Raw genomic sequence first — 20,444 nt, 5'->3', positions numbered from 1 at the left:
ACCCACCCTAGATGAACTACACGATTCAAGCATCACAGCGTACACCTGCACTTATTATATATTTAATTGATATTAGCGCCTCCATGAACATGGTTCTGGAAAATCGTCGACGGATTGACGTCGTCTATGATGCCCTATCTCTCGCGATCCGCCAAATGGTATTTCGCTCTACCAAGGGAAATCGTCTGACACCTCGCTATCGTATAGCCGTATTGGCTTACAGCGATGATGTATATGACTTGTTGAACGGAATCAAAGGGATTGACGAGATCGCTGCAGTTGGTTCTTTGCCTGACCTGACTCCGAGACGCTTTTCCGATTCTGCGAAGGCTTTTCTACAGGCGGAAAAGATTCTACAGGCCGAAATTCCGAATATGCAGGATTGTCCTGCGCCACTTGTATGCCACATGACCGATGGGGTAGCCACAGGTGAAGATCCCGAACCTATTGCAAAAAGAATTATGGGTATGAGTGTACCAGACGGCAATGTACTGGTGGAAAATATTTTTATATCCGATCATCTGCTGGAAGGTCCAATTGCTGAACCCAGAAGATGGAAGGGAATCTCTTCGGAAACGAATCTACAGGATGAGCATGGAGAGAAGCTGCGGAATATGTCATCCGTCCTGCCCGAAAGTTATCGGGAAATGCTTGTTGAAGCTGATTATTTGCTTGCACCCGGTGCACTCATGATGCTGCCAGGTACCTGTGCAGAATTGGTATCAATCGGGTTCCAGATGTCCGCTGCTACGCCTGTTAGATAGGAGGGGAATCATGAGAGCGATGCGTTTGGCAACATTGTCTGCTGGAGATAAGGGGGGCCATGCCGAGCAACGGCATGGCAACTTTCGCTATGTTAGTGTACAGACGGGAGAACAGCCACTAACCCGCTATCAGGGTACATTTAAGTGCAGATATGGTTATGGCAGAGCGGCTGAGACGGTACATCAGGGAGATACCGGACAGGACTTTGCTGCGGTACGTATGAAAGGAAATATCTGCAATTTTGTATTGTGTGATGGGGTAGGCATGAGTTACCTGGGCGATTTTGCAGCGCGTTTTCTGGGGAATGCTTTGCTGGATTGGTTGGAAACGACGCAACACCCGACAGAAGAGGGCGTGGAGCGTCTTCTCCATGATCTAACCCTTCCTGCATCTCAGCAGTTGGAGAAATTACAGCCACTGGAAAGTTCCCCTTTGTTGCTGCGTGAAGTGTTGATGGAAAAGCGAAGTCGGGGCAGTCAGGCCATGTATGTGTGTGGACGGATCGAGCTTACGGGAGGTGGCCGCAAAAGCCGTGTATGGTTAGCGTGGCAAGGAGATTCCCGTATTCGCCTTTGGCGTAATGGTCAGGAACAGTCTGAATTATTTCAGACTCACTGCAAGACAAATGAGCGTTGGTCTACACTTGAAGGGCCTGTTGGTGGTAAGCCGCACATCTGCGAGATGAAAGGGTCGGCAGGAGATTCACTGCGACTCCAGTTATATACGGATGGACTGAACGACCTGGATGCCATTCAAGCCTATGTCCCGGATGAACACATTCAGGTACTGCTGGATGCTACACATACCGGCGGACTTGAAGATGATGCCGCTTTCATTGAGCTGGAATGGTGAGTGCGGGATATCAAGTTGTGGATCGATCCTGCTGAAGCTGTGACAGCGGCGAAGATCAACTGTGAAAAAACTTGTTGATGTTGATTTAAAAGACACTCTTTTTGGGTAATCTTGTGAAGAATTGGCTAATGAAAGCTTGAATGTACATTCTTACATAATTGCTAATCAAAGGAGTGGAATGGATAATGACACAACATAACGGTAAGTCACGGTTCCAAGGCAAGGTTGCGATTATTACCGGAGCAGGCTCCGGGATTGGGAAAGCCACTGCGGTCAAGCTGGCTAAAGAGGGTGCACATGTTGCATTGTTTGATCTGGTGAATGATCGGATCTCGGAAACGGAAGCAGAGATTAATGCGCTGCACCCCGGTGCGGCAAGAGCATTTGATGTAGACATTTCTGACCCGGCACGTGTGGAAAAGGCTGTACTGGAAACCGTTGAGTTATTCGGTGGTTTGGATATCGTTTTTGCCAATGCGGGCATTAACGGAGTATCGGCACCCATTGAGGAAATTCAGGTTGAAGATTGGCAACAGATTATTACAACCAACCTGAATGGTACATTTTTCACCGTAAAATATGCTTTGCCTCACGTTAAGAAACGGGGTGGCGGCAGCATTATCATTACAAGTTCGATTAACGGCAATCAACGCTTCTCAAGCTTTGGCATGTCGGCGTACAGCACGTCCAAGGCAGGACAGGTTGCTTTTGCCAAGATGGCTGCGCTTGAACTGGCGAAGTTCAAGATACGTGTGAACGTAATCTGCCCAGGAGCGATTGCGACAAATATCGATCAAAGTACGGTCAAAACGGATGATCTGCAACAGATCATTATTCCGATGGAGTTCCCGGAAGGACAGCAACCACTTGCGGACGGGCCGGGTCAGCCGGAACATGTTGCCGATCTGGTAAGTTTCCTCGCATCGTCCGAATCCAGACATATTACGGGAGCAGAGATCGTCATTGATGGTGCCGAATCATTGCTCAGCTAAGTGAGCATTCTGGATAAATTTCATTTTTACTAAGGCGTGTCTTAGGGTGTGTCTGCGATAGTCGTTCCTCTGGAACGGCTTTTTTTGTTATAATGCTAACATTCGAATAGAGATACTGAAGAGCAGTAGGGTACATTCATTAGGAGCGATCATATGCATATAGAGTTACCGATACAAGAGGTTATTCCTGAGTTAAGACAGTTATTTCGGGATCAAGATACAGGTGTGTTAATTGCAGAGCCAGGAGCGGGAAAAACGACTGTTGTACCGCTGGCTTTGCTGGAGGAGCCGTGGGTTGCGGGACGGAAAATCATTATGCTGGAACCTCGAAGGCTGGCTGCGCGTTCGGCTGCATCGAGACTGGCGGCTACACTAGGGGAAAAGGCGGGTCAGACTGTAGGATATCGTGTACGCATGGATACCCGGGTGAGTCAGGCGACGCGTATTGAAGTTGTGACGGAAGGCGTATTGACCCGAATGTTGCAGCAGGATCAGGGACTTGAAGACACGGCGATGATTATATTCGATGAATTCCATGAGCGTCACTTACATGGGGATTTGGGTTTGGCTCTGGCATTGGAATCCCGAGCGATGTTACGTCCAGACTTGAAATTGCTGGTGATGTCGGCGACCCTCGATTCTGTTCCCGTCTGTGCATTGCTTGGCGAAGGTACAAAATCAATTCACTGTCCCGGGCGAACGTTTCCGGTGGAAACACGATATGTATCGAGACCAACAGCCATGCCACTGGAACAATTCACGGCTCAGACGGTGCACAGGGCATTAGCCGAACAGGAGGGGGACGTGCTTGTTTTCCTTCCTGGCGCAAAAGAGATACATCGTACAGAACGGGAGTTATGGAATGGTTCTCTTCCCGAACATGTGAAAGTTCATTCCCTGTATGGCAGTATGCCCGTGGAACAACAGGATGAGGCCATACGCCCGGCAGCTGAGGGCTCGCGCAAGGTGGTCTTGTCCACCTCCATTGCGGAATCCAGTCTCACACTCGCTGGAGTTAAGATTGTGGTGGATGCAGGGCTAAGTCGTGCATCGGCATTTTCGCCGCGCACGGGCATGAGCCGGCTTGTAACCCTGCCGGTGTCCAAGGCGTCAGCCGATCAACGGCGGGGTCGTGCAGGGCGAATTGCCCCGGGGGTGTGTTACCGGCTATGGAGCGAGGAGGTTCATGGGGGGCTGCCTGAGGCAGCTCGCCCGGAGATCACCTCCGCGGATCTTGCGCCGCTGGCGTTGGAGCTTGCCGTCTGGGGTGTCCAGTCCCCAGCAGAGCTGCAATGGCTGGACACCCCGCCTGACGCCGCCTACGGCCAGGCACAGGCGCTGCTGCGCCAGCTGGGCGGCCTGGACGACGCAGGCCGCATCACGCCCTTCGGGCGGCGGATGAACACGCTTGGCGTGCATCCGCGACTGGCCAGCATGCTGCTCCGCGCAGCGGAGCTTGGGCTGGCCAGCTACGCCAGCATGCTGGCGGCACTGCTGCAGGAGCCTGCCGGCCTCCGCAGCAGTGGCAGTGCGGGCGCGGGCACGGACCTCCGCCCGCGCGTAGAGGCGCTGCTGACCGCGGACAGCAGCGGTATGCCGCAAGCGGCAGCGGCTGTCGCAGACGGCGCGGCCGTGCGGCGCATGCTCCAGGAGAGCCGCCAGCTGCGTTCGGAGCTCGGCCCGGCGGCCGATCCGGTAAGGCCGGATGAGGACAGCTGCGGACTGCTACTGTCCTTCGCCTATCCGGACCGGATCGGGCAACGCCGGGAGGACGGCCGCTATCTGCTGAGCAGCGGCCGCGGCGTACGGCTCGCAGCGACAGAATCGCTGAGCCGTTCAGCGTATCTGGTCGCAGCCGAGGCAGACGACCAGGGCGCAGACGCGCGCATCCTGCTGGCTGCGCCGTTGCAGGAGCAGACATTGGTGCAGGCAGGTCAGCACTTGCTTCACAATGAAGTGCAAGTGGCCTGGGATTCCAACACTCGCAGCGTGCGCGCACATAAGAGACTTCGTATTGGAGCCCTTGTGATGAAAGAGAGCAGTATTGCACAGCCACCTGAAGATCAGGTGTTGGAAGCACTATTAACCGGAATTCGAATGGAAGGGCTGGATTGTCTGCCCTGGACAAAAACATCCAGACAACTTGCGGACAGGCTGCGGTTCCTGCATCTCCATATACCTGAGTGGCCCGACCTGATCGAAGATGATCTGACCGAAGAGTTGGCAGAACATCTTACCCCTTATCTGACAGGCATGCGTTCGGCAGCCGACCTGAAGAGATTGTCGATGCAAGATGTATTACTGGGTGGCCTGAGCTGGACGCAACGACAACAACTGGACGATGAAGCTCCGACGCATATACAGGTGCCCAGTGGTTCGCGTATTCCCGTGGACTACAGTCGTCCAGAGGACCCGGCGCTGGCGGTAAGATTACAGGAGATGTTTGGACAACAGGAGACACCGCGTATAGCGGGTGGGCGAGTCCCGTTGACAATCCACCTATTATCACCGGCTCAGCGACCTGTACAGGTCACACGTGACTTGGCGAATTTCTGGCGAGAGACGTATTTTGACGTCAAAAAAGACCTGAAAGGTCGTTATCCGAAGCACTACTGGCCGGATAATCCACTTGAAGCGGTCGCCACAAATCGGGCCAAACCAAGGGGGAAATAGATGAATGATTTCGTTTTTCAGATATCAACGATTGGGTTCCCAAAGGGCGCTCTTCATCAGGCTCAGACTCTCCTGAACAACCTTAAGTTTTGTAGCTGACCGAATCATTCTCTGACTTAAAAAATCATCCTCTAACCAGGACGTGTCTCAAAACTCACTAACGTGCAACTTTTACTGCCTTTTCGACCCATGTTAGTCACTTTGCCTTTTCGCTCCATGCTGCGTTACTTTCCCCTTGACGTGCCCCGGCACGCCTACCGAAAACATCCGGCATGGAACGAGAATTCAGCAAAATCTTCTTCTTTTGAGGTTGAAGTCGCGCCCCAGAGCGTGTCCTCAACCTGCCCAAAGCCGGAGTGTAACTGAACGTGCCGGGGGCTGAACATGGAGCAGAATCATGGAGCGGAGCGCTAACGAACTTGTGACGTCTTATTCAGCGACTTAAAAGCGCCCGCAGTAATCTAAGGAATCTGAAACACGCTATATTTGAATAACCAGCCGTTTAAAACGGGTTTTTCAGGTGATTTTGGTTAATAACGTGTCTCATGTTCCTTACAAACTAAAATGAGGACCCGAAGGCTAAATAAGACGTCCTCGGTTCCTTAGAAATCGTCTGGACAATTCGCCAGGATCAGCCAGTCTGGACTTCAAGATGTTTTGGACACCCACGTCCTTCAACGTAGAGCTTGCCTGACAACGTATCACATGCCTGAGTTTGAAGGCATACTCTGATGAGGAATAAAAAGGAATAAACCTCAGCAATTCATTGCTATTAACACATACGATATTGACTTGCAAGCGTTTGAAAGAAACGAAGGCGGGTAATAACATAACGAACCACTCAATCAGATGAGGAGGGATTCATTATGCAAAAGAAAATCGTAGGTGTGTTTAATACAGAACGTGAAGCATCGCAAGCTATCGAGGGTCTGAAGGCACAAGGATTCACTTCAGACGAAATCTCCGTTGTTACACAAGATCGGGATGAACTGAAGGCAATTCGGGAAGAGACAGGTACCAAAGCCCCTGAAGGCGTGGCTGCAGGTGCAGCAACAGGTGGTGTACTTGGTGGCGTAGCCGGTCTGCTCGCAGGTATCGGTGCACTGGCTATACCCGGTATAGGACCGATTCTGGCCGCAGGCCCCATTGCAGCAGCATTTACCGGTGCAGCTGTGGGTGCGGGAGCTGGTGGACTGGTGGGTGGACTGGTAGGTCTTGGTATTCCGGAAGAGGACGCTAAACAGTATGAGGAGTATGTACAGAATGGTAAAATCCTGCTGCTCGTAGATTCTACGGATCGGGACTCCGATGTGTACGATGTATTCAGTGGCAACAGCCAGCTTAACCGGGACAGAGCCGAAGCAGCTCATCGCGGAGACGTGCCAGCCGAACGGCCGGATCTGGATATGGAAGAACGCAGATTGGAAGCCCAAAACAAGGCAGCGCGATTCGGTAACAATACATTCCTGTAATCTTGCCGCAAATATAATCGAAATGAAATAAAACCCAATGACTTAATATCTGTAAAATGGAATGACATATATGATCCACCAGATGGTCATTAGCCGGTTTCCTTAAGGGAAGCCGGCTTTTGTCCCTGTGTTGCATATGGGTGGGTGTCAGTAATGTCGGATGGTGTTTTTACCCAGTCAAGCAGGGAATAACAATACATATAACAGTACAGCTAAAGCGAGTCCAATCACCAGTAGCATCCATGTGAGAAACCGAATTAAACCGGTCGATGCCTGAAACGTCTGTTCATTGATTTGTGTACGCTTCCGATGATAGGCTGCTGCCGAATACACAATGATGGATATGCCGCCAATCAGAGAAGTGATACCCGTAATAATCGCCGCAATATGTGCAAGTTGATCATACGCCGACGAATTGAAGCCAAATCCGGCAGCAAGAAAGCCGATGCCCGCCATGGCAATACCGGTGCGTACCCAAGCCAGAAAAGTTCGCTCGTTAGCTAGATGTTGTTGGACATACTTGGAATCGGTAGTGGTTAGGTCTTTGTCTGTTAACGAAATGTGAATCAACCCCGTTCATTAGATATACGGCTTCATTGTACGTTGTTTTTATTGCAAAACCAAGAAAAGGAGTCTGAATGTATGCCTCGCAAAGAACGAATTACAGAAATAGAGAGTTTAAGGGGAATCGCCTTTGCCGCAGTGGTTCTCCAGCATTCCATCGCACATTTCTCTCTGGTCCCGGAAACGAGACTGGAGGATGGGGTGTTACTGGCCATACTGCTGATGCTCTCCAAATTTGCCGTTCCTTTATTCATATTCATAACAGGTATGGTGCTGTTTTATAACACGGGAGACAAGCTGCATTACGGCAAGTTTATGAGAAAAAGAGTAAACGACGTGATCGTGCCTTATCTCATCTGGTCACTCATTTATTTTACACTTGCACCGCGGGGTTGGACCGGATTTGGATGGAATGACATCCCAGACCTGGGTCTGAAGTTGCTTACGGGCAAAACGACTTCACACTTTTGGTACATCATTATGTTGATTCAGTTTTATCTGTTATTTCCGCTCTTTTTGCGAGCCATTCGTTATGTATATAACCGATATGAGGCCAAGGGGCGCTTGATCGCATTACTGATTTCTGGTGTGGTGTATCTTGTACTTGCGGATCAATTAAGAAACATCGCCAAGGTCATGGAATGGCTGAATATCCCGGTGCTGACAGATGCTTTTACAACGTATGCAGATCGGAATTTCCTCTATTTCTTTATTTATTTTGTGCTTGGTGCCGCAGCGGGGTTATCCGTCCAGCATTGGAATGAATGGATTCATCGATTACGCTGGATATACTGGACAGTGTTTATTGTTCTGGGTCTGCGGTTTACATATCTATTAATGCTGGAGTTTCAGAAGGCGGAAGGAATCAAAATTACGTTTTACACAGTCAGCTTGATCCGCCCTGATATGGCACTCTTTCTGATCGCTTCCATTATGGTCATGTATCAGTTGGCAGGAAAACTTCATAACCTCAGGGCTACACGATTGCTGGGATGGATTGGTGGTGTATCGTATGGCGGTTATCTGATGCATATGTTGATGCTGCGGTACAGCTACATTCCGGATGAGTTGTTCTATGTTGCTATGGGCTTGAACCCTGTCGTTCGAATGACCATCACCTGGTTGCTCGCTCTTACATTATCCTGTGTAGTGACATGGCTTATCTCGCGTGTAAGCTGGGGCAAATGGATTGTGGGAACCGTACCGAAGTCTGTTCGCGATAAATGAATCCATCAACATATGAAAAATTCACAACAGAATCACAGCTTTACAGGATCGTACAGGGTCTATGCCGATATTGGAATTCAGGATTCAGCTATGCAGGAAACAGCATTCAGGACTACAGATGTAACAGCCTTTAAAATTCGATCGAACGACTCGCTGGGTTCCTGAAATAAAACAAACTTTCCAATACTATTTAAAATTTCATTACATGAAAAATTCACAACAGAAAACCTTTTTCCGTGCTTCCCCCAGCTTAACGCGTATTCACACGATTTCTTTCTCACCTTCTTTAAAGATGGATAAAAGGCAGACCAAGCGGAGAAAGATGGCAGAACCCGAACATAAGTTTTATAATACTAGATATATAGGTTCTGACAGGAGGGGAATGAACGTGGCTTTTATGATTGCACAGCGGGCATTTATCAAGCTGTATCTGATTACGATGGTTGAACAGCATAGGGGGTATGGTTACGAGATGCTGGAGGCGATGAAGCAGGAATTCAAAGACTACGGTTATGTACCACCCCAGAGCGAGGTATATCGGGCACTGCATGAATTGGTACAGCAAGGTGTTTTTTATCGTACGAAGAAGCTGAAGGGCAACGATCCGAAGGTCGATTTTCAGGAAATCGTTTTATATCATTTCACGGATGATGGTGCGGAGAAAGCTGAGTTATACAAGAAACAGGTCAAAACGGATCTGGATCGTTGTCTCGGCATGTTACACAAGGCAGAAGAGGACAATTACGGTACGAAAGGAAGATGAGCATGAACAGACAGTTACAGTGGGGAGTACTCGGTACGTCAACCATTGCCAAAAATGCAGTCATTCCGGCGATCCAGCAGTCTGAACGTGGTGAGGTGTTGGCGATTGCCAGCCGTAGCAAGGAAAAAGCGGAAACCCTTGCCGAAGAACTGGGCATTGCCAGATCATATGGCAGTTATGAAGAGCTCATCGCTGATCCGGACATTGAAGCCGTCTATATTCCTTTGCCTAACCATATGCACAAAGAATGGACCATCAAAGCGGCACAGGCTGGCAAACATGTGTTGTGTGAGAAACCAGCTGCCCTGAATGCTGATGAATCGGCAGAAATGATTGAGGTATGTCATCAGCAAGGTGTTCTTTTTGCAGAAGCAATTATGTATCGATATCATCCCAAGCACAGACGTGTGCAAGAGATTATAGCTAGTGGAGAGATTGGCATTGTCAGAGCCATCCATGGTAACTTTACCTGTAATACCGCTGATGACAAGGAAAATGTAAGGTTCAAAAGAGAGATGGGCGGCGGATCATTATTTGATCTTGGCGTGTATCCGATCTCGGCAGCCCGGATGTATCTGGGACAGGAACCGGAAGCGGTGACAGTTCACGCTCTATTCTCGGACGAGCATGATGGCGTGGATATGATGGCGTCGGGACTGGTAGAATTTCCGAATTCGGTAGCTTTAACTTTTGACTGTGGCATGTGGGCTTCAGGTCGAGCGGAGATGGAGATTCTCGGGACGGAAGGGCGGATTGAACTGCCAAAAGTGTTTGGCTGGGAAAACAGTGATATTCCACCTCAGATTATTGTACACACGGATTCGGTCAGCCGTGAGGAGCGTGTATCGGTGTCGAATTCCTATGTGCTTCAGGTAGAGACGTTTGCAACGGCTGTGCTTGAAGGAGAGGCCTTACCTTTCAGTCCGGAAAATACCATTCAAAACATGCGCGTTATTGATGCATGCCTGGAATCGGCTCGAACTCGTCAACGTGTGCAACTGATCGATTAGGTCAGTTCAGTTTAAACATACTAGAAAAGTAGACTCCATCTTCAGGGATGAGAGTCTTTTTTATGTCTTAAAATGTTACAATTATAATATTTTACAATTTAAACGTCTTCATTTGATATTTCTACCAAAATGATGTGATATAAATAGTCATGAGATGACTTGTTTACTATAATCTAGCAGAACGTAAAACTAGAAAGTTATAGCTTGCAGTATGCATATCGTGACAACGTTCATCTACTTTGAGGGATCGGGAGGCCGGATTGATGAAAAAGTTGATATCCACCGCATTACTGGCATTGTTGTTAACGTTTGTTTTCCTCACAGGATCACAGTTCACTCCAGTCGCACAGCAGAAGGCAACTGCTGCAACATGTACCATCATCAATACGTTTACAGGTGTAGCAAACTATTTGAGTGCAAACGGAACGTTGCCATGTAACTTTATTACCAAATCACAGGCAACAGGACTCGGCTGGGTAGCGTCAAAAGAAAACTTGGCTGTAGTGGCTCCTGGAAAAAGCATCGGTGGGGACACATTTGGCAATCGGGAGGGACTTCTGCCTTCGGCCAGCGGACGTATATGGCGCGAAGCGGATATTAACTATACTTCCGGCTTCCGTAATTCGGATCGGATTGTGTATTCCAATGATGGACTTATCTACAAAACGACAGATCACTATGCATCATTTACACGTTTGAAATAGAGGAAGGAGCAGCCATGATTACCGTGATTCTGGATGGAGAAGACTTTGCGAGTAGCGCTGAACTTCATCAACAATTAAAGGACAAGCTGAAACTGCCTGATTTTTATGGCGGTAATCTCGACGCTCTGTGGGATTGCCTGACGGGTACGATTGAACTTCCACTAGAGCTAAAATGGACCAACTACCAAATCAGCGAAGAACGACTGGGGAATGAAGCAGGCCGGGTACGTGATTTGATGTTGGAGGTACAGGCTGAACAGGCTGGATTTCAATTGCGTGTTGAGAAGTAGGCAGCAAATAAAGGCAGTTCTAATACAATCTGTCCAGCCGAGCAGACCACTTGTGGTCTGTTTTTTTGTGTTATAGGAGGTTGTCCAAAAAGGTTGTTCAGAAAGTCCTTGTGTTGATTACGAATCATCTGAAAGAAGAGCGAGATTTTACTTTTCTTCCTTATCGTTAAAATTATTTTCACGGAGGTATTGATTTTTGCATAACTTACGTTAAAATAAAATTAACATGAAAAATATTTTAACGCCGGGGAGTGGAATTCATGAACGATAACACAGCAGTTGGCAAGCAAGGTATGGGTGAGTTAATACGAATCAGACCGTACATGCAATTTATGCTTAGTAAAGTGGTATCCAGATTTGGTGATTCGATTGACTCGATTGCCTACAGTTGGATGGTATACATTCTAACCGGTTCGAAAGTGTTGATGGGTACGTTGCTGGCGGTGAATTTTTTGCCCAATATCCTTCTGGGTCTGTTCGCCGGGGCTTTGGTTGATCGCATGTCTCCCAAAAAAGTGATTGTGATTACGAATACGGGGCGCGGGTTGTTGGTGGGTATTACAGCTCTGCTGTTTGGATTGGGCCAACTTGAAGTCTGGCATCTGTTTGTCATGACAATTCTGAATTCTTTGCTGGAATGCTTCACTAGTCCTGCGGAAGTATCAAGTGTCCCCCGATTGCTTCCCCCATCGATGCTGCTTTCGGGTAATGCGATGTCCTCTTCCGCAACCAGAGTGGCCGAACTCGCAGGACTTGCAGTGGCTGGTGCCCTTATTGCTACAATAGGCATTGCCTGGACGATCCTGATTGATGCGGGGTTGTTTGCGCTAAGTGCTTTAATTATGAGCCGAGTGGGCTATCCTGAAGGTTCAACATCTGCTAACAATGAAGATAAAACAACAATGGAAATAGATTCTCTTCCATCCGACAAAAGTAGCATATTCTCCGAAATGGCGGAAGCTTTTCATTTTCTCCGTAAACATGCCTTATTGTTAATTGTCTCCATCCTGTTTGCCTTCGTTAATTTCTGCCTGATGCCGTTTAATGTTCTCCGTACACCCTATGTCATTGAAACGTTGCATGCTGGCGCTGGGGGATTAAGTCTGCTGAGTGGGCTGATGGTGGGAGGTATGTTGCTTAGCGGTGTATGGTTGACACAAAGGGGAGCGAATTATCGTAAAAGTATGCTGGTCATCAGCGGTATTGTCATGTTGGGTCTCAGTTATGCGATGACGGCACTACCCGCTTATATGACTTCCTTCCAACTGCCGGTTGCAGCGGCCTTTTGTCTACTGATGGGTATGGGGATTCCGCTGGCTACAACACCGCTGGCAACCTATCTTATGGAAGTTACCCCTTCGGAGATGCTGGGCAGAGTGTATGCCCTTCAGAGTATGCTCGTCTTGAGTGTTGCACCACTTGGGAGTCTGGTTTCGGGAGCACTTGCAGATTGGATGACCATGCCTGTTCTTTTTATCGTCTTTGGGATTATGCTTGCCATGTCCGCAGGTATGCTGTTATTTAGCAAAAGCTTTCGGAGTGCGATGTGAAGGATATTTAGAAAGAAACATGATCTGATTTTTTGATAACATGTCATCGCCAGCTTACTTTGACCGAAGTCCTGACGCAGCGGTATAATAGAGATATCGATGGACAACAGGTACCCCGGAAATGAGGATACAGGGATGGCGCACAAGGTTCTTTCAACAATTGAAGAAATTAAAATCTACTCCGATCCTTATCGGATACAGATTATGAATATGTTTAACAAGCAGGGCAGACCATCCACTGTCAAAGAGATCGCCGACCAGATGGGTGAGGTGCCAGCCAAAGTTCACTATCATGTAAAAAAGCTGGAGAAAATTGGTCTGCTGACGATCGTTTCCACACGTGAGATTAATGGGATTATCGCAAAATATTATGAACCATTCACCGGAGAGATCCATCTCCGTCATGAAGATGAAGACAAGGAAAACTCACCATTGAAACAGGTGTTTCGGTCCGAGACGCTCAAATTATTAAATGAGATGTTCGAACAGAGTCGTCAGCGATTCATGCATCAGGCGGAAAACGAAGACCGAATGTTTCTCTCGGACATTACGCTGTATGCCACCCGAGACGAAGTAGAGGAGTTGTATAAAAACATCATAAAACTCTGTGAACCCTATACAACAAAAGAGAATCGACAAGGGGAACATGAGGTCTTTCAGTTATTTTCAGCACTTTCTAAACCTATAGTGAAAATACCTGCTTCCAAGACAGATGCAAAAGAGAAAAAGAAAGCTACGTCTGATAAGGGCAAATCAACTCCGAAAACCTCTCGATCTGTGTCGAAGCGGCAGGGATCTGCATCATCTGGTCGTGAGTCGGAAGAATAAACGGATGGAATACATGGGTTCAGCCTTATCACTGGAAGCCAAGTAACCGCAAACGTGAGAGACTGCTTAGGAGAAAACTAGAAAAAGCCGCCCAATGGCGGCTTTTTAATGCGTGATAAGGAAGGCTAATGGTGGAGCAGCCTATGGAATCCAATTCAATTTTGACGCCTACCGTTTCAGTTCATAACGAAGTTACATGTTCTCATCGTAGCCCTTCACATCACGTTTGGCTGCGGTTGCGGGGGAATTAGATGTGCCATATTCTTCGACAGCTTCCCATGCATCTGCGTTGTCGAACTTGCCGGCCCGCTGCTGTCTTCCTTCCCCAGCACCACTCGGAGGCATGGTCATCACTTCTTCTTCAACGGGCCGATCGTTGCTGATTTCCCGGTTAGGTGTGTCGTCAATACAGTAAGCCGTATAGGGGATAGCTTCAAGTCGTTCGAAGGGAATATCTTCGCCGCACGTTACACAGGTCCCATATGTACCTTGCTCCATACGTTCCAATGCGTCGTTCACTTGATTGAATTCGTCTGTTAATGTATCGTCGATCGCCAGATCACGGCTGCGTTCAAATGTTTCCGTACCGGCATCTGCCGGATGATTATCGTAGGAGGACAGCTCACCGGTTGAATCTTTCAGCGACTGGGCCGGAGCACCGTCTTCCATGCTGGATTCAAAATGACGCTGCAAGTTTTCACGTTGCTCCAAAAGGGCATTTTTCAGTATTTGATGTTGATCTTTAGTTAATGTACTCATAAGGACATGCTCCTTTCCCGTTGTGGGGTGTAGTGAGTCTTTACCCGAAATGGATGAAAAGCAATCATTTTCGTGAGGAATAGGGCTTTATCGTTTTATATCTGACGGATTATGTGTTATAAAAAATAGAGAGAGAAAATGCCGTATGTTCTTCACAGGAAATAGAAACACGGCTTGGCTTATAATGGAGGTTGTCAATATGGATGAACATATGAAACGAAGATTGGATAAACAGAGACAATTGTTTAAACAATTGGGAGTGCAGCTAGATGCGTTATCGATACATGAAAAACAATTTAATTATAAACTTCGTGGTTATGATCCGGATGAGGTAGATGCTTATCTTGACCTAGTCATCAAAGATTACGAACGTTTCTATGCCAATATTGCAGATCTGATGGACAAATGGCAAGAACAGCAGTTAACGATCCGAGATCTCAAATCGTCCGCGAAACCGGTGGAAGATCCAACCAAGATTGATCGCAAACAGCTGGATGATATTGTGAAACAACTGGAATATAGTGTGCGACAGCTCAAGATTAGAGCACGTCCCGAGAAGGATCTGTTCTCTGAATAAAATCAGCAAGACTAGGATTATATTAAATAAAGGTGGTTAATCATGAGTACTCATTTTTCGGTCAGTGTGCATTGTTTGTTGTTATTGTCACTCAGCGCGCCTGAACGAATCACGTCTGCACATATTGCAGGTAGCGTGAATACCAACCCTGTCGTCGTCAGACGTATACTGGGCGGGCTGAAAAAGGCAGGATTAGTGAACTCTTCTCCTGGAACAAGAGGTTTCTACTTGGCGAAGCCATCAAGTGAAATCACATTAGACATGATCTATCAGGCTGCGAAGGACGAAGGTCCATTGTTCCCGATTCACGGCAATTGTAACCCGGATTGTGAAGTGGGCTTGCATATAGACAGCTTGCTGACCAATCTGTATCAGGTTGCGGAGTCCAAGGTGGAGCAGTTCTTCGCATCCATTACCCTTGAAGATATGGAACGTTCCAGTTCCCAGATGTTAGCTGTCCCATCGCAGTCAGAGTAGATTGTAATCAGAGGTAACGGAAAGGTGGGTTGTGATATGAAAAAAATTGTAGTCATTTCCGATACGCATTGTTCACGTAAATCACAGAAGTTACCTGCCAGGCTCGTTGATGTACTTGCGAGTGCCGATCTCATTCTTCACGCTGGTGACTGGTCGGATTGGAGTGTATACCCATTGCTTAGTGAGTATGCACCAGTTGAAGGTGTAGCTGGTAATACGGACCCGTCCGAAATCGCTGAAAAACTGGGATATTCCCGTATTGTTGAAGTGGAAGGACTTCGTCTGGGTCTTGTACACGGTCATCTGGGATCAAAGGGTACGGAGCAGAATGCAATTCATACCTTTGCAGGCCAGCATGTGGATGCTGTGATTTACGGACACTCACACATCCCGGTGATGCATACCGTCGACAACACGCTGGTATTTAATCCGGGATCACCTACAGATCGGCGTTTCCAGAAACAATACTCATTCGGCATCATGACAATAGATCAGGGGAAAATACAGGCTGAACACGTGTTCTTTGATCGGGATTAGAGAGATATGATTTCATCCTATATATAGTTATGGTACAAGACATCTTTGAACAGAATTGAATTCTGTTCCAGAGATGTCTTTTTTTGATTTTTGATCACATCATTCTCTTGAGAAGTTATCTGTGAATGGGGAATGTGCTCTGTTCGTTATCTGTCATTCATCTGTTGGCGTTTGCCCCTATGGTGACGTTCGCCGGAGTGATACAATGCCTTTACGACATGGAATGAATACGTTTACATAAGGAGATGGATCATGATGAAACTGTCTGTATTCACCGTGGCTACCCCTGATCTGAATGCAGAGGAATTGGCATCGGCTGCGGCAGCAGCGGGGATTGATGGAATAGAGTGGCGTTTCCGCGGAATTCCTGAAGATGCGATATCCGAGGAGCCTTCTTACTGGAGAAATAATCGATGCTCGGTAGATCCAAGCCGCTGGCAGGAACAGGTTCCTGTTTTTCGTGAAGCAGCGTCAGGGCAAGGTCGGAAATCCATTGCACTTGTACCGTATCTGAACTGTGGAGATCTAGCTGCCACCGAGCAGGCGTTTCAGGCTGCGGCTGGGTTGGAAACATCTATGATACGTGTGGGTGTTCCTGGATATGATCGCAAGACCAGTTATCCTGAGTTGTATCGTCAAGCCGTTGATTACCTGAGTGAAGTACAAGATCTGGCCAAACAGTACAACGTCAAGGCGATTGTAGAGACACATCATCAGACGATTGCACCGACGGCATCGCTTGCCTATCGGCTTGTGCAATCGTTCGAACCGCAGCATGTGGGTGTGTTGTACGATCCAGGCAACATGGTGCATGAAGGGTATGAGAATCATCGGATGGGACTTGAGTTGTTAGGCCCTTACCTGGCTCATGTGCATGTGAAGAATGCCGGGTGGTTTGAAGCAGAAGGGAAAGATTCACAAAAGGCTGATTCGACTGGGAAGAGCAGTGGGGTGGATCTGAACACAGCCTGGAAATGTCACTGGACACCGCTGACTGAGGGCATGGTCGATTGGGTACAGATGGTGCGGGATCTTCGTGCCGTCGGGTATGACGGATACTACGGAATTGAGGACTTTAGTGGTGCCTTGGAATCCAAGGCGATGTTACAGCATTTTGCAGACGTTTTTGCCGAAATTGAGCGTCGTGTGGACGAGGAGGAGCAGTCATGAGTATCGTACGAGTAGCGGTGATTGGTATTGGAAACATGGGAGCAGCTCATGCCAGAACATTGGTTGCCGGAGAAGTACCGGGTGCAGAATTGGTCGCCGTATGTGATGTAAGAAGAGAGATGGAGAGCTGGGTATCCAGTCATCTTCCGGCTACGGTCACCTATTGGCAGGATGCTGAGCAGATGATGGCTTCGGGCACGATTGATGCAGTCATTATTGCAACGCCGCATTATGACCATCCGGAACAGGCCATTCAGGCTTTCCAGCATGGCTTGCATGTCATGATCGAGAAGCCAGCCGGTGTGTATACGAAACAGGTACGCAAGATGAATGAAGCGGCCGCAGCCAGCGGTAAAGTTTTTTCCATGATGTACAACCAGCGGACCAACCCACTCTACATTAAACTGAGAGACTTGATTGCGTCGGGGGAACTGGGAGAGGTACGTCGTACCAACTGGATTATTACGAACTGGTACCGATCCCAGAGTTACTATGATTCCGGCGGCTGGCGGGCAACTTGGGCAGGGGAAGGTGGCGGTGTACTGATTAACCAGGACCCCCATCAGTTGGATCTGTGGCAGTGGACCATTGGCATGATGCCGGTGCGAATGCGTGCTTTCTGTTCGTTTGGCAAGTATCGGAATATTGAAGTGGAAGATGATGTAACGGCTTATGTGGAGTATGAAAATGGCGCAACAGGTGTGTTCGTAACCACGACAGGTGAAGCACCAGGTACCAATCGATTCGAGGTTAACGGAGACCGAGGTAAAATCGTGATCGAAGATGGAAAACTTACGTTCTGGCGACTTCGAGAATCTGAGCCGGAATTCAATCAGCGGTTTACCGGAGGTTTTGGACAGCCAGAATGCTGGAAGTGTGAGGTTCCGATTACAGGTGTGGAAACGGGTCACCCGGGTCTGATTCGTAACTGGGTTGATGCGATTCGTACAGGCGTACCACTTATTGCTCCCGGTGAGGATGGTATACACGGATTAACATTGTCGAATGCGATGTTGCTGTCTACCTGGACGGATAACTGGGTGAATCTGCCGATCGATGAGGATCTGTTCTATGAGCATCTGCAGGAACGCATTGCTGGATCAACGACGAAGAAAGACAAGGCATTCAGTGGCAGTCAACCTGCTGATTTGAGTCAGACGTTTAAATGAAGACGATTTGTTATATAAGACGAGTTCATGTAATCATAATTTTATAATAAGGATGGGATGACATGGCTAAAGACGGAATGTTTTATGCACCAAAAAGTGTTACAAAAGAGGTCGTATGTGGTCAGGGTGAATTCACCATTGCTGCTGTTGCGCTGGATCACGGGCATATTTACGGCATGGTTGGAGGATTGTTGGACGCTGGAGCTACCCTCAAGTGGGTATATGATCCGGACCCGGCGAAGGTAGAGGCATTTCAAAAGCAGTTCCCACAGGCTCAAGCCGCTGGATCTGAAGAGGAAGTGCTTGCAGATGATGAGGTGTTATTGGTGGCGAGTGCAGCGATCACTTCAGATCGTGCGCCGCTTGGCATGAGAGTGCTAGCCGCAGGAAAGGACTATTTTACAGACAAAGCCCCGTTTACCACGCTGGAGCAATTAAAGCTTGCACGAGAAGAAGTGAAGCGAACAGGCAAAAAGTACATGGTGTATTACAGTGAAAGACTGCATGTGGAAAGTGCGATTTATGCCGGACAACTCATTGAACAGGGAGCAATCGGCAAAGTAGTGCAAGTTATGGGTACAGGCCCGCATCGCTTAAATGCCGGAGGAAGACCCGACTGGTTCTTCAAGCATGAGCAGTATGGCGGCATTCTCTGTGATATCGGGAGTCACCAGATCGAACAATTTCTGACGTTTGCATCATGTACGGACGCTGAGGTAGGGTTCAGTCGTGTGCATAACTTCAATCACCCGCAGTTCCCAGAATTGGAAGACTTCGGCGAAGCCTCTCTGATCGGGGATAACGGAGCTTCCGGTTACTTCCGAGTGGACTGGTTCACACCGGATGGTCTGGGCACATGGGGCGATGGGCGTACCGTTATTCTGGGAACGGACGGTTATATCGAGCTGCGGAAGTATATCGATGTAGCGAGAGAGCCGGAAGGTGATCAAGTCTATCTGGTAAACCATGAGGGCGAGTTTAGATACAGTGTAAAAGGCAAGGTCGGTTATCCTTTCTTCGGCCAACTCATTCGCGATTGTCTGGATCGTACCGAGACCGCCATGACACAGGAACATGCATTCAAAGCGGCAGAACTCTGCCTGATTGCACAGCATAAAGCGATGAGCGAGCGCGTGGTGTGGAGTAGCGGAGCGAAGTAAATGTTTTAGGTGAAGGAGAGCACAGGTTGATCACGGAAGATTATCGGCAATTCTTCTATAGTTGAGTGAGGAAAGAGCAGCCCAAATGTTAAACTGCATCCTACGTGTTAGTTATGGCTAACATATAGTACAGTTTACTCGGGCTGCTTTTTTGAGTACATTCGTGACTTCGCAGATGGATTAATCTGGGTTATATTATATGTAGTTCCGATATTCGTTAAAAAGAGAGGTATTTACGAAGTTCGTAGATATGATGTTATGAGAAAGTGATGTAGACATTGTATAGAGGGAGATTATTCTAGATGATTCGAAATACAGTAAGAGCATTGATTATTCAGAAAGACAATCTTTTATTAATAAAGAAAAGGAGAGCAAATATAGGTATTTATTATGTACTACCTGGAGGAGCTCAAGAAGAGAACGAAACATTGGAACAGGCGTTAAGTCGCGAGTGTATGGAAGAACTGGGTATTGAAATATCGAGTAGTAGGTTAGTTTGTGTAAGAGAATACATATCGCGCAATCATGAATACTCTTTCATAATGAAGGAAGTTCATTCTATTGATTTTATTTATGAGTGCAACAATCAATTCCTAAATAATGAATTAAGAAGCCTACAAGCTGATGTTGGACAGGTTGGGATTGAATGGTTACCCATTAATGAAATTAAGAGGACAGTGTATAGGCTAGAAGAATCTTTAGAACATTATAAATTTCCTAGAACAACCAATGAATTCTTTAAAGAATATTTTTCGGATCAAGTAATAAAACCATATTCTAGCGTAATATTTGAAAGTAATCCATAGAAGACATCACCATCTCATAACACCATATTCACGCATCGGGCATTCGCCCTCGGTCGCCAGGAGAGATTTCGGGGAAGCTGAATCAGGCGTCAACCCTGC

The 20,444-nt window shown here is 47.7% G+C and carries 21 protein-coding genes; 19 read left to right on the top strand and 2 right to left on the bottom strand.

The window, feature by feature from the left end; genetic code table 11:
- Positions 1-11: 11 nt before the first annotated feature.
- The 5 genes from IFU39_RS08815 to IFU39_RS08795 all read left to right on the top strand — a co-directional run bounded on the left by IFU39_RS08815 (position 12) and on the right by IFU39_RS08795 (position 6,754).
- Entirely contained in the window at positions 12-764 is a 753-nt protein-coding gene (locus IFU39_RS08815) for a vWA domain-containing protein (protein WP_192132273.1), read from the top strand.
- Between the two features lie 10 nt (positions 765-774).
- Positions 775-1,617 carry a protein phosphatase 2C domain-containing protein gene (locus IFU39_RS08810; protein ID WP_091017192.1) on the top strand — a complete coding sequence of 281 codons (843 nt, stop codon included), beginning with the start codon at positions 775-777 and terminating at the stop codon, positions 1,615-1,617.
- Positions 1,618-1,802: 185 nt separating this feature from the next.
- Positions 1,803-2,609, top strand: coding sequence for an SDR family oxidoreductase (locus IFU39_RS08805; RefSeq protein ID WP_091017190.1), 807 nt, complete (start codon positions 1,803-1,805; stop codon positions 2,607-2,609).
- A 153-nt stretch (positions 2,610-2,762) separates the two neighbouring features.
- Positions 2,763-5,282, top strand: a complete 2,520-nt coding sequence (gene hrpB, locus IFU39_RS08800) for an ATP-dependent helicase HrpB (protein WP_192132271.1) — start codon at positions 2,763-2,765, stop codon at positions 5,280-5,282.
- Positions 5,283-6,148: 866 nt separating this feature from the next.
- Positions 6,149-6,754 (top strand): general stress protein, encoded by a 606-nt coding sequence (locus IFU39_RS08795; protein ID WP_017689064.1) that lies wholly within the window; start codon positions 6,149-6,151, stop codon positions 6,752-6,754.
- A gap of 177 nt (positions 6,755-6,931) precedes the next feature.
- Here IFU39_RS08795 and IFU39_RS08790 read toward each other — a convergent pair whose 3' ends face one another.
- Positions 6,932-7,324: a YidH family protein gene (locus tag IFU39_RS08790; RefSeq protein ID WP_197997731.1), complete on the bottom strand. Its 393-nt coding sequence runs from the start codon at positions 7,322-7,324 to the stop codon at positions 6,932-6,934.
- 72 nt (positions 7,325-7,396) lie between these two features.
- Between IFU39_RS08790 and IFU39_RS08785 the strand changes: the two genes are divergently transcribed.
- From IFU39_RS08785 to IFU39_RS08750, 7 genes are all read left to right on the top strand, one after another.
- Entirely contained in the window at positions 7,397-8,545 is a 1,149-nt protein-coding gene (locus tag IFU39_RS08785; protein WP_192132269.1) for an acyltransferase, read from the top strand.
- A 388-nt stretch (positions 8,546-8,933) separates the two neighbouring features.
- Positions 8,934-9,308 (top strand): helix-turn-helix transcriptional regulator, encoded by a 375-nt coding sequence (locus IFU39_RS08775; RefSeq protein WP_036609188.1) that lies wholly within the window; start codon positions 8,934-8,936, stop codon positions 9,306-9,308.
- 2 nt (positions 9,309-9,310) lie between these two features.
- On the top strand, positions 9,311-10,318 hold the full coding sequence (locus tag IFU39_RS08770; RefSeq protein WP_036670444.1) for a Gfo/Idh/MocA family protein: 1,008 nt from the start codon (positions 9,311-9,313) through the stop codon (positions 10,316-10,318).
- Positions 10,319-10,581: 263 nt separating this feature from the next.
- A complete protein-coding gene (locus IFU39_RS08765) occupies positions 10,582-11,022 on the top strand; it encodes a ribonuclease (RefSeq protein WP_192132266.1) in 441 nt (146 codons plus the stop codon).
- A gap of 14 nt (positions 11,023-11,036) precedes the next feature.
- Positions 11,037-11,312: a barstar family protein gene (locus IFU39_RS08760; RefSeq protein WP_150367636.1), complete on the top strand. Its 276-nt coding sequence runs from the start codon at positions 11,037-11,039 to the stop codon at positions 11,310-11,312.
- 260 nt (positions 11,313-11,572) lie between these two features.
- Positions 11,573-12,862 carry an MFS transporter gene (locus tag IFU39_RS08755; RefSeq protein ID WP_192132264.1) on the top strand — a complete coding sequence of 430 codons (1,290 nt, stop codon included), beginning with the start codon at positions 11,573-11,575 and terminating at the stop codon, positions 12,860-12,862.
- Positions 12,863-12,997: 135 nt separating this feature from the next.
- Complete coding sequence (locus IFU39_RS08750; RefSeq protein WP_091017179.1) at positions 12,998-13,690, top strand: ArsR/SmtB family transcription factor; 693 nt, start codon at positions 12,998-13,000, stop codon at positions 13,688-13,690.
- Between the two features lie 192 nt (positions 13,691-13,882).
- Here the strand turns inward: IFU39_RS08750 and IFU39_RS08745 are convergent, their stop codons facing one another.
- Complete coding sequence (locus tag IFU39_RS08745; RefSeq protein WP_091017177.1) at positions 13,883-14,449, bottom strand: TraR/DksA C4-type zinc finger protein; 567 nt, start codon at positions 14,447-14,449, stop codon at positions 13,883-13,885.
- 199 nt (positions 14,450-14,648) lie between these two features.
- Here IFU39_RS08745 and IFU39_RS08740 point away from each other — a divergent pair, with 199 nt between their 5' ends.
- From IFU39_RS08740 to IFU39_RS08710, 7 genes are all read left to right on the top strand, one after another.
- Complete coding sequence (locus IFU39_RS08740) at positions 14,649-15,026, top strand: DivIVA domain-containing protein (protein WP_017689054.1); 378 nt, start codon at positions 14,649-14,651, stop codon at positions 15,024-15,026.
- Between the two features lie 42 nt (positions 15,027-15,068).
- Entirely contained in the window at positions 15,069-15,503 is a 435-nt protein-coding gene (locus tag IFU39_RS08735) for an Rrf2 family transcriptional regulator (protein ID WP_149846528.1), read from the top strand.
- Positions 15,504-15,539: 36 nt separating this feature from the next.
- Entirely contained in the window at positions 15,540-16,040 is a 501-nt protein-coding gene (locus IFU39_RS08730) for a metallophosphoesterase family protein (protein ID WP_124114130.1), read from the top strand.
- Between the two features lie 255 nt (positions 16,041-16,295).
- Positions 16,296-17,210 (top strand): sugar phosphate isomerase/epimerase family protein, encoded by a 915-nt coding sequence (locus IFU39_RS08725; protein ID WP_192132546.1) that lies wholly within the window; start codon positions 16,296-16,298, stop codon positions 17,208-17,210.
- Positions 17,207-18,379, top strand: coding sequence for a Gfo/Idh/MocA family protein (locus IFU39_RS08720; RefSeq protein ID WP_192132262.1), 1,173 nt, complete (start codon positions 17,207-17,209; stop codon positions 18,377-18,379). The genes IFU39_RS08725 and IFU39_RS08720 overlap by 4 nt, the downstream gene beginning before the upstream one ends.
- Before the next feature lie 62 nt (positions 18,380-18,441).
- On the top strand, positions 18,442-19,539 hold the full coding sequence (locus IFU39_RS08715) for a Gfo/Idh/MocA family protein (RefSeq protein ID WP_192132260.1): 1,098 nt from the start codon (positions 18,442-18,444) through the stop codon (positions 19,537-19,539).
- A gap of 302 nt (positions 19,540-19,841) precedes the next feature.
- Positions 19,842-20,345 (top strand): NUDIX domain-containing protein, encoded by a 504-nt coding sequence (locus tag IFU39_RS08710; protein WP_105598251.1) that lies wholly within the window; start codon positions 19,842-19,844, stop codon positions 20,343-20,345.
- Positions 20,346-20,444: the final 99 nt, after the last annotated feature.

Source organism: Paenibacillus sp. CFBP 13594 (assembly GCF_014842675.1).
GTDB lineage: Bacteria > Bacillota > Bacilli > Paenibacillales > Paenibacillaceae > Paenibacillus > Paenibacillus amylolyticus_B.
This window is presented reverse-complemented; position numbering and strand designations above follow the sequence as displayed.

Excerpts from the sequence above, each read along its gene's own strand:
- IFU39_RS08815 (WP_192132273.1), top strand. The coding sequence starts at position 12 with ATGAACTACACGATTCAAGCATCACAGCGTACACCTGCACTTATTATA.
- IFU39_RS08810 (WP_091017192.1), top strand. The coding sequence starts at position 775 with ATGAGAGCGATGCGTTTGGCAACATTGTCTGCTGGAGATAAGGGGGGC.
- IFU39_RS08805 (WP_091017190.1), top strand. The coding sequence starts at position 1,803 with ATGACACAACATAACGGTAAGTCACGGTTCCAAGGCAAGGTTGCGATT.
- hrpB (WP_192132271.1), top strand. The coding sequence starts at position 2,763 with ATGCATATAGAGTTACCGATACAAGAGGTTATTCCTGAGTTAAGACAG.
- IFU39_RS08795 (WP_017689064.1), top strand. The coding sequence starts at position 6,149 with ATGCAAAAGAAAATCGTAGGTGTGTTTAATACAGAACGTGAAGCATCG.
- IFU39_RS08785 (WP_192132269.1), top strand. The coding sequence starts at position 7,397 with ATGCCTCGCAAAGAACGAATTACAGAAATAGAGAGTTTAAGGGGAATC.
- IFU39_RS08770 (WP_036670444.1), top strand. The coding sequence starts at position 9,311 with ATGAACAGACAGTTACAGTGGGGAGTACTCGGTACGTCAACCATTGCC.
- IFU39_RS08765 (WP_192132266.1), top strand. The coding sequence starts at position 10,582 with ATGAAAAAGTTGATATCCACCGCATTACTGGCATTGTTGTTAACGTTT.
- IFU39_RS08760 (WP_150367636.1), top strand. The coding sequence starts at position 11,037 with ATGATTACCGTGATTCTGGATGGAGAAGACTTTGCGAGTAGCGCTGAA.
- IFU39_RS08755 (WP_192132264.1), top strand. The coding sequence starts at position 11,573 with ATGAACGATAACACAGCAGTTGGCAAGCAAGGTATGGGTGAGTTAATA.
- IFU39_RS08750 (WP_091017179.1), top strand. The coding sequence starts at position 12,998 with ATGGCGCACAAGGTTCTTTCAACAATTGAAGAAATTAAAATCTACTCC.
- IFU39_RS08745 (WP_091017177.1), bottom strand. The coding sequence starts at position 14,449 with ATGAGTACATTAACTAAAGATCAACATCAAATACTGAAAAATGCCCTT.
- IFU39_RS08740 (WP_017689054.1), top strand. The coding sequence starts at position 14,649 with ATGGATGAACATATGAAACGAAGATTGGATAAACAGAGACAATTGTTT.
- IFU39_RS08735 (WP_149846528.1), top strand. The coding sequence starts at position 15,069 with ATGAGTACTCATTTTTCGGTCAGTGTGCATTGTTTGTTGTTATTGTCA.
- IFU39_RS08730 (WP_124114130.1), top strand. The coding sequence starts at position 15,540 with ATGAAAAAAATTGTAGTCATTTCCGATACGCATTGTTCACGTAAATCA.
- IFU39_RS08725 (WP_192132546.1), top strand. The coding sequence starts at position 16,296 with ATGAAACTGTCTGTATTCACCGTGGCTACCCCTGATCTGAATGCAGAG.
- IFU39_RS08720 (WP_192132262.1), top strand. The coding sequence starts at position 17,207 with ATGAGTATCGTACGAGTAGCGGTGATTGGTATTGGAAACATGGGAGCA.
- IFU39_RS08715 (WP_192132260.1), top strand. The coding sequence starts at position 18,442 with ATGGCTAAAGACGGAATGTTTTATGCACCAAAAAGTGTTACAAAAGAG.
- IFU39_RS08710 (WP_105598251.1), top strand. The coding sequence starts at position 19,842 with ATGATTCGAAATACAGTAAGAGCATTGATTATTCAGAAAGACAATCTT.